Here is a 14,074-nt window from a genome sequence, read left to right as displayed (position 1 = left end):
TGCGTGTCTGTTTCTTCAAATGACTCCAGTTCGCCTTCGGTAGAGCCAGTCACGCCTGAGCAATCCGAGCAGCGCGATCGCCCTAATCTGTCTGACGTTACTGAGCTAAAAGCCTTGTCTTCTGCCGATCACCGCATTCCTGAGTCGCTTCCCCGTCGTCGCAAACCCCCAGAAGTCTCGTATTCCGGCAAAGCCTACCGTTGGAATCGCGAAAAATATTCGCGACAACGGCGCTTTATCGACATCTGGGCATTTGTGCTGAAACTGATGGGAGCAAGATGGCTCTACACCAAGTCTTGGAGCTACCGAGGCGGGGTTAGTGATGCCAAGAAAGCGGCGCGGCGGCAAGCTTTGGCGATCTGGATTCGAGAAACGCTGCTCGATTTAGGTCCAACGTTTATCAAAATTGGGCAGTTATTCTCAACGCGTGCAGACTTGTTTGCCGCCGAATTTGTCGAGGAGCTTTCTAAACTTCAGGATCGTGTGCCTGCTTTTAGTTACGAGCAGGTTGCCACGATTATTCAGCAGGATTTGGGCAAATCGATCGAAGAACTGTATCGGAGTTTTGACCCCATTCCCCTCGCTGCTGCAAGTCTGGGACAAGTTCACCGCGCGCAGCTTCATTCAGGTGAAGAAGTGGTCGTCAAAGTGCAGCGTCCAGGCTTGCGGAAGCTGTTTGAAATTGATTTGCAAATTCTCAAAGGAATTACACGTTATTTTCAAAACCATCCAGAATGGGGAAAAGGGCGCGATTGGTTAGGAATTTACGAAGAGTGCTGCAAGATCCTGTGGGAAGAAGTCGATTATCTCAACGAAGGACGCAACGCAGACTCATTTCGTCGGAATTTTCGAGGAGAGGATTGGGTGCATGTCCCTAGAGTCTACTGGCGATATGCCTCTCCGCGAGTTCTAACCCTGGAATATATGCCAGGCATTAAGATCAGCCATTATGACGCGCTTGAAGCTGCGGGACTCGATCGCAAAGAACTGGCGCAATTAGGAGCTAAAGCGTATCTCCACCAATTGCTGAATGACGGCTTTTTTCACGCGGATCCTCATCCTGGAAATATTGCAGTCAATCCAGACGGGGGGCTGATTTTCTATGATTTTGGCATGATGGGGCAAATTAAGCCTGTCACGCGCGAGAAATTGCTCGATACATTCTTTGGAATCGCTCAAAAAGATGGCGATCGCGTGGTCAAATCTCTCATCGAACTGGGCGCGCTTTCTCCAGCAGACGATATGGGACCCATTCGGAGATCGGTGCAGTTCATGCTCGATCATTTCATGGACAAACCGTTTGAAGAACAATCCGTGGGAGCCATTAGCGACGACTTGTATGAGATCGCTTACGATCAACCCTTCCGATTCCCCGCAACGTTTACCTTTGTCATGCGAGCGTTCTCAACCTTAGAAGGGGTCGGAAAAGGTTTAGATCCAGACTTTAACTTTATGGAGGTTGCAAAACCGTTTGCAATGCAGCTTATGACCAATGGAAATTCTCCCGATGGTGGACTCTTAAACGAGTTGAGCCGTCAAGCCGCACAAGTTGGCACGACTGCTTTTGGGCTACCTCGTCGCATCGAAGATACTCTCGATAAATTAGAGCGCGGTGATATCCGAGTCCGGGTGCGATCGACCGAAACCGATCGCATCTTACGGCGGATCAGCGGTGTGAATATGGGCACAAACTATACCTTGCTCGCTAGCGCTTTCACCGTATCTGCCACAATTTTATTGGTCAATCATCTCTATTGGATTGCCGGAATTGTTGCGGTTGCAGCTGTAGTTAGCGGCATTGCCCTGATTCGATTAATGATGAAACTCGATCGATTTGATCGAATGCCTTAAATTTTGGTGTGATTTAGGGCGAGATGTGAATAATTGAATGAGAGCAGCAGATTGACTGCCGCTTTAACTGTCTTCTACCCTCGCGCTTGAGAACTCATGAAACGCTTTTTCACTGCCGGGATGACTGATACGGGATTAATCCGATCAGTTAACCAAGATGCTTACTATGTCGATCCAGAAGAGCGATTCTTCATCGTGGCGGATGGCATGGGTGGGCATGCAGGTGGGCAAGAAGCCAGTCGAATCGCGATCGAGACGATGCAAGCATTTCTTGCTCAGCAGTGGGAGACTGACCTCGATTCTGCAACTCTTCTCCGTCAAGCCGTTTTAGAAGCGAATCAAGCCATCCTCAAAGATCAGCGGTTGCATCCAGAGCGATCGGATATGGGCACGACCGCTGTTGTTGTCATTTTCCGAGATGAAGAACCGCTCTGTACTCACATTGGAGATTCGCGCCTTTATAGGCTGCGCGGAGCCAAGCTCGATCAAATTACTGAAGATCACACCTGGGTTGCACGAGCGATGCGGCTCGGCGAACTCACGCCTGATCAAGCGAGGGTTCATCCGATGCGACATGTTTTAGCGCAATGCTTAGGTCGCCCAGACTTGGAATTTGTAGAAATTCAATCGCTTTCGGTGCAATCCGGCGATCGCTTACTGCTTTGTAGTGATGGACTGACGGAAGAATTATCAGACCAGCTCATCGCAACCCATTTAAAGACCATCCGAGCCTGTGAAAAAGCAGCCACCGCGTTGATTAATGCTGCAAAAGATCGGGGTGGACGAGACAATATCACAGTCGTGATTGTTGCAATTCCATAATTACAGAAAGGCGGGAGGAGTAGCATTATTTTCATTCAATCACTTACATTTCCTGAAAAATCAGAGATAATGTTGACTACTTAGACTTGTTAAACTGTTAGCCCCCCTATGCTTGTCTTGTGCAACAGAGTAAGTAAAAGCGTTTTTGTTATTATTTTTACCGTAGTTTGTATCATCTCTGCAGTCAGTATTGCTAAAGCTGTTTCACAAGTTGAGACACATAATAATCCACCTAAAATTTTAGTAGGCTTTCGAACAGCTGCTAAACCAGTCATGGAATTTTGTGAGGTTTTCACAAATACACTTAGTAGCAAGACAGGCTGGGCAGTTGAGCGCCGCGATATCTTACATCAGTACATTCGCAGATTTGAAGGGTTATACCGCGAGAATATTGCTATTGAGTGTGGACCGAATTCTAGGGATGCGCTTCAACTTCAACCTTGGTGAGATAGCAATCCATCTTCAAAGTTTTCAGATAAAATCTTATTCTCTTCAAAGGATTTCTATAATACAGGCACGAAATTGCTTTTAAGGAAAGACATTGCTCAAGATTTAGTGAGGTCTACCCAAGATGAGTATTGGTTCAAACTGAAGAATCTTCCCATTGTTGTTGCACAGGATACCTCAACTTTTCTGAAATTTAGTAATGTAAGCGATACTCATTATCAAAAGGTTTCTCCTGTTAATAAAACCGATAGTGTTAATGCAAGAGAATATGCTCTAGATATTTTGGACAAGGGAAAGTTATTAGCAGACGACGGGACGGAAAAGGAAATACAAGCGTATGCCAGTGACGCGGTTATTATAGAAACTCTTTTTCAGGATGGAGTGAATGAAGAAGGAGTAGTTGGAGAGCCTTATTATCAAAAGCGTAGAGACCCCTATAAGCAATATAAAAAAGAAGGTCGCGAGTTTGTGATTTTTCCTTCTCAGGAGTATCCAGCTCCAGACGGAGAAAAATATCTACCTCACCTGAGCAAGGAATTTTATGGCATTGCATTTAGAAAAACCGACGCTGATCAATTCTTGAATGTTATTGATAACAAAGTTTTAGCCGAGTTGGATAAACCAGAATCAGCCCTGGCAAAAGCTAGAGACAACATTGAGCGGTTTGAAAAAGGTACTCCGGTTATTCCACCTAATCACAACGATGCTCCAGCTATGGCATCTGAAGATCGCCCTATCAATGCTGGTATTATTGTAATCCCTCTTGGAATAGTAGTGAGTGCATTCTTAATTGTTAGAAAATGGAAAAAATCTGCAGGAAAAGCTACGCCAGCATTGCCCTACAGAAGATTACGTGGTCTTGTCTTGGATGATGTCACAAATACAACAATTCAAGGGGCGAAACTTACTTTAGAAACTGAGGGCAGACCAACAATACAGAGTAGTAATGCTGGTGGGAATTTCTTTTTTTCTGTTCAATGTCCGGAAAATACAATTTGGTTACGTGTTGACGCACGTGGATACCAAAGTTGGTCTGAATTAATGTGTTTCTCTGAAGAAGCAGGAATATTGGAGACGGAAATTAGACTTTCTCGCAAGATACAAGCACCTCAGCGTTTGGAGGAGTCTGGCAACAAACGACTAACAGAATTGAAAAGACAGAGATTGCAACTTCAATTGAGCACCTTTCAGAAAGAGTACATTACCAGAACCACAAAGCTAGCAAAACTGAGCCAAGAGTTAGCCATCGAGACAAGCACTAACAATCAGTTTAAATTGGAGCATCAAATTCAAATCGAGAAAGAAAAGATTGAAGACTTGGAAAACAAGTTATCTAGGATCGAGCACATTCTGGATAGTGATATAGATTTTTCTGAACTATAGACAGTCTCCAGATAAAACTTCTCCAGTCATTATATGGTATAAGCGAAACGGTCTATATCGAAACCCGTATCGTACACGACTTGGCAAGTTACTGGAAAGGAAAAAGGAACGTCGCGTAATAAATAAGGACGTTAGCTGTAGCCGAGTCATCCTGCCTTTTGTCGCTATCCCATTCACGATTGCAATTTGCCAAGTCTCGATACTTGTTCTGTCGAGCCGCTGGATTCGAGCAAGTGAGTCGAGGCATCACAGGATTGCTGCTGAGCGAGCACAAAACTTCGCAAGGCATAGCCGCACAGTGGGCAGCGCGGGAGGTTGCAGGGCGGCGAGCGATGCACGCGGCGGTATTTGAAGCGGGATGGAACAGTTCAGGCTTGATGGCGCATCATCGTTCTATGATTGCCAAAGACCATCGCGGACCGGGAAGAGAAGTGAGCAGTCTGGATTGGACGCTCAGCCATCAAGATTGGGGCGAACACATCTTTGACGTGAAGCGCTCATATGATTATGTAGAACATCGCATTATCCATACTGTCCCACAGGCGCTAGAAATGTTGTACTTCTAGCTTTGTCTGCAAGACTTTCTTGGCAAAAATTAGTCGCACATCGCGTCAGATTTGCGTAAAAAAGAAGCTGAAAGCGGCAGAAAAGCTGTGAACTTGTCGAAGAAACACGATTATGCTACCTCTTTTTCCGAGACGAAAAATATCCGTTCAAACTAGATCTTTCCCACCTGGCTGCTTATGACCCTTAATTCTATATTCAAGAAATATTGAGCACTAAGTCTGGGGATCGCTCTACGGATCCGGAAAAACAGAAATAGACCATAATATGAGTAACAATCGTGCAGGATTTCAAAGACTACATGAAGATGTAGTTTGAAGATAGACCTTTTTACGTGATATTGCTAGGATGCTTGCACGTAGATTAGAACGGTTCCGATCCACTTGGCTCTTCCAAGTAATTGCTTCGGCTGTTGTTTGAGAACTAAGTGGTGTAATTTCCGCAACTGTACTGACTTCTAAAGTACTAGACCCTTAAGCGAGAGAGGAAACCACCCTTGACCCGTCGTTATTTTTTCACTTCCGAGTCCGTAACTGAAGGACATCCCGACAAGATTTGTGACCAGATTTCTGACACGATTTTAGATGCAATTCTCAGCCAAGATCCAAGTAGCCGAGTTGCCGCTGAAGTAGTTGTAAATACTGGACTTGTATTGATCACTGGTGAAATTACCACCAAAGCGAACGTCAACTACATTGACCTTGCCCGCAAGAAAATCGCTGAGATTGGTTACACTGGCGCAGAAAACGGTTTTAGTGCAAATAGCTGTGCGGTGATGATTGCCCTCGACGAGCAGTCTCCTGACATTGCTCAAGGCGTTGATACCGCTCAAGAAAGCCGTGAAGAACTCAGCCAAGAAGCACTCGATGCGATCGGGGCTGGTGATCAAGGGATTATGTTCGGGTTTGCCTGCAACGAAACTCCCGAACTGATGCCCTTGCCGATTAGCTTAGCGCACCGGATTTCCCGGAAGCTCGCAGCGGTTCGCAAGACAGGTCAACTCCCTTATCTGCGTCCAGATGGTAAGACGCAAGTGACGATCGCTTACGAAGACGATCGCCCGGTTGGAATTGACACGATCCTCGTTTCGACACAGCACACTGCAGAGATCGATGGCGTTACCGACGAAGCTGCAATCCAAGAGCGCATCAAAACCGATCTTTGGGCATTGGTAGTTGAGCCTTGTTTTGCAGATATCGACATCAAACCTGATAGTGAAACTCGCTTCTTGGTCAACCCGACTGGCAAATTTGTCATTGGTGGTCCTCAAGGCGACTCTGGTTTAACCGGACGGAAGATCATTGTCGATACTTACGGTGGCTATTCTCGTCACGGTGGCGGTGCTTTCTCTGGAAAAGACCCCACAAAGGTTGACCGGAGTGCAGCATATGCTGCCCGCTATGCCGCGAAAAACATTGTGGCAGCAGGCTTGGCTGAGAAATGTGAAGTGCAATTGAGTTATGCGATCGGGGTTGCTCGTCCGGTGAGCATCATGATCGAAACCTTTGGCACAGGCAAAGTCAGCGAAGAAGTCTTGCTGGAATTGGTGAAGACTCATTTTGAGTTGCGTCCTGCCGGAATCATTCAGACCTTTGGATTACGGACTGCACCGGGCGATCGCGATGGTCGTTTCTATCAAGATGTCGCAGCTTATGGTCACTTTGGTCGTCCTGACTTAGAGCTTCCTTGGGAGCAAACCGATAAAGCGGCTGTCTTGAAAGAAGCTGCATTATCGATGACCGCAGTTGGCTAAGATTTAGCCTTCTCATCCCCTTTAGCCTCTAGTGAGACTCTCGTTCTTCTAGAGGCTTTTTTATGATTGAGTTCCTGTTTCCTGAGACACATTCAATCGATTTCGCTCAGAAATACAATTAAGCTGAATTTCGTTCTTTCTTTGAACGATTTCTTCCCGTAGAATTAAGGGCGGAATGCAGCCTTACAATAACTGTCTTATGAGAATTCTTGCCCTAGTGCCTGGCGGCATTGGCGATCAAATCCTATTTTTTCCAACGCTGGATGATTTGAAGGCGACTTATCCTGATGCCCAAATCGATGTGGTCGTGGAGCCAAGGGCAAAGGCAGCGTATCGCGTCTCTAAATCAGTCAGCGACACAATTTTGTTCGATTTTAGTGGCAGCAATAGTTTGGCAGATTGGGGAAATTTGCTCGGGGTGTTGCGCGATCGCGAATACGATATCGCGCTTTCTCTTAGCCCAGGTTGGGGCACTGGATTTCTCTTATGGCTCAGCGGCATTCCAACCCGAATTGGATTTAGTAGAAGTTCAGCCACAGAGAGATTTCTGACTCAGGCAGTCGAGTTTAGACCGGAGCAATATGAAGCCGCAGTCTATCACGACATTTTGAAGGGATTAAAGATTGATAAACCGTTAGGCGAACTTGCAGTCAGTGTGCCAACGAAAGACTTGGAATGGGCAGATGCAGAGCGCAAGCGGCTAGGACTGCAAGATGGCGGTTATGTTCTGATGTATTCAGGTGCGGATACACAGAAGAAGGGACGTTTGAAGTCTTATCCGATCGAGAATTGGCAAAAAATCATTGCAGATTTCAAGCAAAAGCAGCCGGAGCTCCCGCTTGTTCTCATCGCAGATGAAGAGAATGCAGCACTGGTCGCTGAATTGATCAAACTGTGTCCTGGAACCAAAACTTCTGCACCTGAAAATATGGGGCAACTGGTCGCCATGACCGCTGGAGCCAGTCTAGTTCTTACTACTGATGGCGCACCTATGTATGCGGCGATCGCGGCTCAGACGTTTACCTTGGCATTACTCGGCGAAACGGAACCTGCGAAGATTTTGCCAAAGAGCGATCGCGTTTTGGGCATCAAGTCGCCGACTGGAAAGATGGCAGACATTGCCCCGCAGATGGTTCTCGATCGCGTTTGGGGAGGATAAGGTCGTTCGCTCGGTTAGCAGCATCTGGAGCGTTGAACTGAGCCGAATCGCAGCGAATTGAGAAGATTTGGCTCAAATATCCTCAGTTCTGATTAGGGCATTCTGGTGAACTGATTAGTATTCGCCGCCTGCTGCAATGCCACTGCCGTAGACTTCAGCGTTCTGAATGTTGATGCCTGTCAGGATTGCGCCGAATGTTTCTGCATTGTAGAGACGCGCGCTTGACAAGTTGGCATTGGTTAAATTTGCACGATCGAGCGATGCATTCGTCAGGTTAATCCCGCTCAGATTTGTATCTTTGAGAATCGCACCTGTGAGATCTGCGCCTTCGAGATTTGCACCTGTGAGATTTGCGCCTGTGAGGTCTGCATCTCGGAGATCAGCGCCTAAGGCATGCAGTTCTTTTAAATCTGCACCTGTCAGATCACACCCGGAACATGCACCCGTTTGAATCAGTCGTTGGACATGTTGTGGATTTTCTGCTCGGATTGGAGCCGCGATCGACAGAGCAGTCGCACAAGCTAAAGCGATGCCAACTTTTGCAAACATAGCCATATCCTCCCAAAATCCGTAAGAGCAGTTTTATAAATTGAGTTCGTGCAGAGTTATATCAATAACTTCAAGACTATGAAATCGGATTCCAGAACGTCTCCCTCGATCGATAGGAATCTTGTCTCATTGAAGTTCGCCTAAAGTGCAATGCAGCGAATTTGCACTGGCTGGATTGAAGTTCTTGAACTGCCTAAGAAGCTCTATCTGCCTTAATTCTGCCAAATTTTCCTGTCCTTCGGGGAATTTCTCAACTTATCCTCACAATTCGGACAATTTAGTTCACTTGTTTTTCTCGAAGGCAAGTGGATGGATTGAGAATTGCCATGCTTGTAACACTAAACAGATATTAAGTTTGGTAAAATCAACTTTAAGTAATGTAAAAGTTAGAGGCGAAGACATCTCATGACCGGGTTTATCCGTGGGTTCTTTTCAAAACCAACATCGAATGAAGCTGAAGCATCCGCACCTGTAGAGCGCCCGAAGCGAGAGAAGGCTGTTCGTCCTGAGAAAGAAGGCGGTGCTTTCTTTTTAGATTCCAATGAAGCGCAAACGTTTGGCAACTTGGAATACATGAAGACCTCGAAGAAAATCAGACGGACTTTCCCAAAAACTGTGGACAGCCCAGAAGAGAAAGAGTTTATTCAAGAGCTTTCGGCAATGGATCGCATCGTCAATGGCAAGCCTGAAACGAATGCGGCTCCGATCGTTGAAAGCAGTCCTGCCGAGAGCAAGACCGCTGAGAGTACTTCTCGGCGCACGGCTGGATCAGACATGGACATGTTCCTCAAGATGGCGAAGGACATTAAAAAGTAGAATAGGGCGCTTTTCCTGATAGATTGAGCGTTGTAAATGCCCAGGAGTCAGGAATATGCAACCTAAAATTATTGTTCTTGATGATGATCCAACTGGATCTCAGACGGTGCATAGTTGTTTGCTTCTGATGCAGTGGGATGTAGAAACCCTACGGTTCGGTTTGCAAGACGATGCACCGATTTTTTTTGTTTTGACGAACACGCGATCGCTGACTCCTGAAGCGGCTCAGTCGATTACGCAGGAAGTCTGTCGAAATTTAAAGACCGCGATCGCTCAAACCGGAATTGAGGATTTCCTAGTCGTGAGTCGATCAGATTCGACGTTGCGAGGACATTATCCGATTGAAACTGATGCGATCGCAGAGGAACTTGGTCCATTTGATGCTCATTTCTTAGTTCCAGCCTTTTTTGAAGGGGGGAGAACGACTCGCGATAGTATTCATTATTTGAAAGTGAATGGAGTGGATACACCTGTTCATGAAACTGAATTTGCGAAGGATTCCGTTTTTGGATACAAGCATAGCTATTTGCCTGATTACGTTGAAGAGAAGACCCACGGGCGAATTCGAGCTGATCAAGTTGAACGTTTTGTACTCGCGGATATTCGATCGGGAATTCAAGCGCGATTAGATAAGTTACAAAATAATCAATGCTGCGTTGTAGACTCTGAAACGCAATGGGATATGGATCGGTTTGCGTCAGATGTATTGGCTGTGGCATCTGAAGGGAAACGATTTTTATTTCGGAGTGCAGCGAGTTTGTTAACGTCGCTCGCGAATTTGGGAGCGCAACCGATCGCACAGGCAGAAATGGCGAAATATGTGCGGGATGGGAAGCCTGGTGCGGTAATTGTTGGGTCGCATGTGAAGAAAACGACCGAGCAATTGCAGAAATTGTTAGAAGCTCCGGGGACAGTTGGAGTGGAAATTGAAGTGGGGCAGTTAGTCAGGTCGAATGATGCTCACGATGCTTTGCTCAATGATGCCGTTCAGAAAATTAATGAGATTCACAATGCTGGAAACACACCTGTCGTGTATACGAGTCGGACAGAGCTAACTTTTGATGATGCTCAGACTCGGCTGAATTTTGGGGAATCGGTTTCTGGATTATTGATGGATATTTTGCAGCATTTGCCTGCGGATATCGGTTTTTTGATTAGTAAAGGTGGCATTACTTCAAATGACACTTTGAGTAAGGGATTAGCTTTAAGAACTGCGAGACTTTTGGGACAGGTTTTAGCAGGAGTTTCGATGGTCAGAACGGATTCAGATCATCCTCAGTTTCCGAATCTACCTGTCGTGCTGTTTCCGGGGAATGTGGGAGATGAGACGGCATTGGCGACGGTTTATCGGCGGTTGAGTGGGAAGTAGGGAGTGGGGAGTAGGGAGTTTTCATTCCCCACTCCCCACTCCCTACTTCTTGGTAAATTAATCCGAAATGGCGCTTTTATTTTTGGTAGTTTAGACTATAATTAACTAAACTCTCTAACCGACGATCGCGCATGTTTACGACTGCTGCTCCTGTTAAAACTGCTCTGCCCCGCGACTTATTTAGCGCGATCGCAGATCTCAAACGTGAATTGAATGCGGTAATTTTGGCGCATTACTATCAAGATCCAGATATTCAGGATATCGCTGATTATCTCGGCGATTCGCTCGGTTTATCGCAGCAAGCTGCTCAGACTGATGCGGATGTGATCGTATTTGCAGGCGTTCACTTCATGGCAGAAACCGCGAAAATTCTCAATCCAGATAAGCTCGTTTTGCTGCCCGATTTGAATGCAGGATGTTCCTTAGCAGATAGCTGCCCGCCCGATGAGTTTGCTAAATTCAAGGCAAAATATCCTGATCATTTGGTAATTTCTTACATAAATTGCACCGCAGACATCAAAGCAATGAGTGACATCATCTGCACCAGTGCCAACGCGGTCAAGATCGTAAATCAGATTCCAGCCGATCAGCCGATTATTTTCGCACCCGATCGTAATCTTGGAAAATACGTGATCGAGCAAACGGGGCGGGACATGGTGCTCTGGCAAGGAAGCTGTATGGTACATGAAACGTTTTCTGAAAAGAAAATGGTGCAGTTAAAAATTCAGTATCCTGATGCAGAAGTAATTGCCCATCCAGAATGTGAGGAAGTGGTGCTGCGTCACGCTGACTACATCGGCTCAACCACAGCCTTGCTGAACTATTGTCAAAAGAGCGATCGACAATCTTTCATCGTGGTAACTGAACCCGGCATTATCCACCAAATGCAGAAAGCTGCACCCGATAAGCAATTTATTCCGGCTCCTCCCTTGAATCAATGCGCGTGTAATGAATGCCCCCACATGCGATTGAATACTTTGGAAAAATTGTATTTGGCAATGAAAAATAAAACGCCAGAGATCACCCTGCCCGAATCGACTCGGATTGCAGCATTGCGTCCAATTCAGAAAATGCTGGCGATGAGCGTATAATATTCAGCGATTTGTTGCTCGATTTCGGATTGCAAACAATCAAAAATTGGGCAACAAATCCATCGGTACAGTAGTCAATGCCGATGAATATTCATACCCGGAAATCGCTCCTATGAAGCTGGCTCCTCTGGTTTGTGCAACACTGGCATTGTCGATCGCGTCTGAAAGCCTTTTTGCTCCCGTCCGCGCCCAAACACCGCTATTTCCGCCGCCGCTCACCCCGCTGCCGCGCGCGACACCGCTCCCTATTCCACCTCGCACGACACCGTTGCCTGTCACGCCTCGACCCACAACACCCGCTCCCACCAATGGAGGCATCTGTCCAGCGCAATTGGGAGGAACGCTCGATCGCATTGTCAATCAGCTTCCAGCCAGTTGGAGCGTTTTAGTTCAAACTCAAGCTCCACGAGGCACACGGCAAAATCTTTATTCTCGCAATCCTTTCACTCAGCTTGTTCCCGCTTCTAATAACAAGCTGTTCACAACTGCTGCTGCGCTGACTCGGCTGGGTGCACAGTACCAGCTCCGGACTCCCGTTTTCGGCAATAGCAATACTTCAGACCTTGCAACTTTGCGAGTCATCGGTCAAGGAGATCCAAGTTTCAGTTCGGCACAGTTAAACTCGCTGACGCAGCAACTTCGCCAAAAAGGGATTCGACAAGTTGGGTTACTGATTGGAGATGACACGGTTTTTAGAGGGGCTGATTTTAATCCTTACTGGGATCAAGAAGATCGAGGACAAGGTTATGCACCGCCTGTCAACAGTTTGATGTTGAATCAGAATAATATTTACACTGGCGCAGTCCCCAATCCTGGCAATTACTTTGTCGGTGAGTTTCGGAACCGATTAGCCAATGCCGGGATTCAGGTCAAAGGTTCAACGCTGGTGAAACGGACTCCTGCACCTCCTGGAGAAGTAGAACTCGCATCGGTCATTTCCCCCCCGCTCTCACGCCTGATTTTTGAAACCAATCAGGAAAGCGATAATGCGTATGCAGAAGCGATTTTAAAAACGTTGGGACGGTTGCAAGACCCCAATGGATCGGACTCGACCGCGAGTGGAGTCACTGCTGTTAGATCGATCCTGTCTGAGTTGGGAGTCAATCCGAATCGCTATAGTATGGTCGATGGTTCAGGACTTGCCGATCGTAATCGCGCCAGTGCAGAGGCATTTGTGCAAACGTTGCAAGCGATGGCTGAAGGAGCCAACGCAGACGTATTTCGGCGATCGCTCGCTGTTGCAGGCGTGAGCGGAACCTTAAGTAGTCGATTCCGAAATACCCCCGCTCGCGGCATTGTTTTTGCCAAAACTGGAACAATCTCTGGTGTGGTGTCACTCTCAGGTTACGTTACGCCTCCAGGCTATTCTCCCGTTGTATTTAGTGTGATTGTGAATTCTGGCTATTCTGCTTCAACAGTTCGCGCTTCGGTTGACAGTTTAGTAGTGGCATTAACACGATTGCGGAATTGTTAACGACAGTTCCAGCAAGTTTCGAGCCATGCGATTTGGGTCTGACGGGGCGTTGTGATGTGTTTTGCAACGCTCCATAGTTGCACGAGCGCGATTGGAGTCTCGACTTTGACAATCAAAGGCTCATAAGCATTACAGGTACAGGCGATCCCCAATTCGCAAAGCCGGTGATAAATTTGCCAGCGATGACCGCCTTTAATCTCAATAGGATTTAAATTCATAATTTTGCGTAAAAAAATCTTTCTCAGTAAGACTCGAAGACTGGAGTTCCGAATTTGCACAGTTTTGTAAGGATACAGCCTCCGGGGGATCAGGTTCGGATTGCTCTTGAGCATTCATCTGCTTTACCCAATTAATAATAGTGTTGTGGCTAACTCCTGTTGTTCTCTCGATCGCTCTGAATCCGATGCCGTCGCGATACATTTTCAGACAGATTTGCTTGGCATCGTCGGAATATCCTTTGGTCGATCGCGCTGCGACAAATTGACGACCACAGCTTTTACAGCGATAGTTCTGTTTTCCTCGGCAGTGCCCGTTTTTATTAATCTGGGTTGAGCCACAGCTAGGGCATTTCATGACTTACTTGTGCAGCAGCATTCTAGGAGGAAGTTGATATGAATGAAACGAAAAATTTCTAGATAAAATCTTTTCTCAATTGCGATTTGAAATGAATAAAAACATACAGAATTTCACTTGATTTCTCATAGAAAATGCGCCAATTATGTAGAAGAAAGTGGTTGTACAGATATCATTCCAGCGTTTCCGAACTGTCTTGTTTTTACAGCTAAGCTCTCTAGAT

Annotated in this window: 13 protein-coding genes; 10 read left to right on the top strand and 3 right to left on the bottom strand. The window is 46.5% G+C overall.

The features are described from left to right. Window positions 1-3: 3 nt before the first annotated feature. The 6 genes from J0L70_RS17135 to J0L70_RS17110 all read left to right on the top strand — a co-directional run bounded on the left by J0L70_RS17135 (window position 4) and on the right by J0L70_RS17110 (window position 7,979). Window positions 4-1,851 (top strand): ABC1 kinase family protein, encoded by a 1,848-nt coding sequence (locus J0L70_RS17135; RefSeq protein WP_017287067.1) that lies wholly within the window; start codon window positions 4-6, stop codon window positions 1,849-1,851. A gap of 96 nt (window positions 1,852-1,947) precedes the next feature. Further along, complete coding sequence (locus J0L70_RS17130) at window positions 1,948-2,673, top strand: PP2C family protein-serine/threonine phosphatase (protein ID WP_287455352.1); 726 nt, start codon at window positions 1,948-1,950, stop codon at window positions 2,671-2,673. Window positions 2,674-3,195: 522 nt separating this feature from the next. Continuing rightward, entirely contained in the window at window positions 3,196-4,503 is a 1,308-nt protein-coding gene (locus J0L70_RS17125; protein ID WP_287455351.1) for a hypothetical protein, read from the top strand. Between the two features lie 158 nt (window positions 4,504-4,661). Further along, window positions 4,662-5,069, top strand: a complete 408-nt coding sequence (locus tag J0L70_RS17120) for a hypothetical protein (protein ID WP_287455350.1) — start codon at window positions 4,662-4,664, stop codon at window positions 5,067-5,069. 494 nt (window positions 5,070-5,563) lie between these two features. Continuing rightward, entirely contained in the window at window positions 5,564-6,820 is a 1,257-nt protein-coding gene (metK, locus tag J0L70_RS17115) for a methionine adenosyltransferase (protein WP_017287069.1), read from the top strand. Window positions 6,821-7,019: 199 nt separating this feature from the next. Then, window positions 7,020-7,979 (top strand): glycosyltransferase family 9 protein, encoded by a 960-nt coding sequence (locus tag J0L70_RS17110; protein ID WP_017287070.1) that lies wholly within the window; start codon window positions 7,020-7,022, stop codon window positions 7,977-7,979. A 114-nt stretch (window positions 7,980-8,093) separates the two neighbouring features. Here the strand turns inward: J0L70_RS17110 and J0L70_RS17105 are convergent, their stop codons facing one another. Continuing rightward, a complete protein-coding gene (locus tag J0L70_RS17105; RefSeq protein ID WP_017287071.1) occupies window positions 8,094-8,528 on the bottom strand; it encodes a pentapeptide repeat-containing protein in 435 nt (144 codons plus the stop codon). 405 nt (window positions 8,529-8,933) lie between these two features. Between J0L70_RS17105 and J0L70_RS17100 the strand changes: the two genes are divergently transcribed. From J0L70_RS17100 to dacB, 4 genes are all read left to right on the top strand, one after another. Continuing rightward, entirely contained in the window at window positions 8,934-9,344 is a 411-nt protein-coding gene (locus tag J0L70_RS17100; protein ID WP_017287072.1) for a hypothetical protein, read from the top strand. Between the two features lie 55 nt (window positions 9,345-9,399). Continuing rightward, on the top strand, window positions 9,400-10,713 hold the full coding sequence (locus tag J0L70_RS17095; protein ID WP_287455349.1) for a four-carbon acid sugar kinase family protein: 1,314 nt from the start codon (window positions 9,400-9,402) through the stop codon (window positions 10,711-10,713). Between the two features lie 131 nt (window positions 10,714-10,844). Beyond that, entirely contained in the window at window positions 10,845-11,804 is a 960-nt protein-coding gene (gene nadA, locus J0L70_RS17090) for a quinolinate synthase NadA (protein WP_287455348.1), read from the top strand. 112 nt (window positions 11,805-11,916) lie between these two features. Continuing rightward, complete coding sequence (gene dacB, locus J0L70_RS17085) at window positions 11,917-13,278, top strand: D-alanyl-D-alanine carboxypeptidase/D-alanyl-D-alanine endopeptidase (RefSeq protein WP_287455347.1); 1,362 nt, start codon at window positions 11,917-11,919, stop codon at window positions 13,276-13,278. Here dacB and J0L70_RS17080 read toward each other — a convergent pair. Both J0L70_RS17080 and J0L70_RS17075 read right to left on the bottom strand, forming a co-directional pair. Continuing rightward, entirely contained in the window at window positions 13,275-13,496 is a 222-nt protein-coding gene (locus J0L70_RS17080; RefSeq protein ID WP_017287076.1) for an Asr1405/Asl0597 family protein, read from the bottom strand. The two genes, dacB and J0L70_RS17080, sit on opposite strands and share 4 nt — an antisense overlap. Further along, window positions 13,477-13,851: an IS1 family transposase gene (locus tag J0L70_RS17075; RefSeq protein ID WP_017287077.1), complete on the bottom strand. Its 375-nt coding sequence runs from the start codon at window positions 13,849-13,851 to the stop codon at window positions 13,477-13,479. The genes J0L70_RS17080 and J0L70_RS17075 overlap by 20 nt, the downstream gene beginning before the upstream one ends. Window positions 13,852-14,074 lie beyond the last annotated feature (223 nt).

The organism is Leptolyngbya sp. UWPOB_LEPTO1, from assembly GCF_017302695.1.
GTDB lineage: Bacteria > Cyanobacteriota > Cyanobacteriia > Leptolyngbyales > Leptolyngbyaceae > Leptolyngbya > Leptolyngbya boryana.
The sequence above is the reverse complement of the archived record's forward strand: the minus strand, read 5'-3'. Positions and strand labels throughout refer to the sequence as shown.

What these genes read in the sequence shown, in the direction of transcription:
- nadA (WP_287455348.1), top strand. Translation starts at nt 10,845, where the DNA reads ATGTTTACGACTGCTGCTCCTGTTAAAACTGCTCTGCCCCGCGACTTA.
- dacB (WP_287455347.1), top strand. Translation starts at nt 11,917, where the DNA reads ATGAAGCTGGCTCCTCTGGTTTGTGCAACACTGGCATTGTCGATCGCG.
- J0L70_RS17095 (WP_287455349.1), top strand. Translation starts at nt 9,400, where the DNA reads ATGCAACCTAAAATTATTGTTCTTGATGATGATCCAACTGGATCTCAG.
- J0L70_RS17075 (WP_017287077.1), bottom strand. Translation starts at nt 13,851, where the DNA reads ATGAAATGCCCTAGCTGTGGCTCAACCCAGATTAATAAAAACGGGCAC.
- J0L70_RS17110 (WP_017287070.1), top strand. Translation starts at nt 7,020, where the DNA reads ATGAGAATTCTTGCCCTAGTGCCTGGCGGCATTGGCGATCAAATCCTA.
- J0L70_RS17080 (WP_017287076.1), bottom strand. Translation starts at nt 13,496, where the DNA reads ATGAATTTAAATCCTATTGAGATTAAAGGCGGTCATCGCTGGCAAATT.
- J0L70_RS17130 (WP_287455352.1), top strand. Translation starts at nt 1,948, where the DNA reads ATGAAACGCTTTTTCACTGCCGGGATGACTGATACGGGATTAATCCGA.
- J0L70_RS17105 (WP_017287071.1), bottom strand. Translation starts at nt 8,528, where the DNA reads ATGTTTGCAAAAGTTGGCATCGCTTTAGCTTGTGCGACTGCTCTGTCG.
- J0L70_RS17100 (WP_017287072.1), top strand. Translation starts at nt 8,934, where the DNA reads ATGACCGGGTTTATCCGTGGGTTCTTTTCAAAACCAACATCGAATGAA.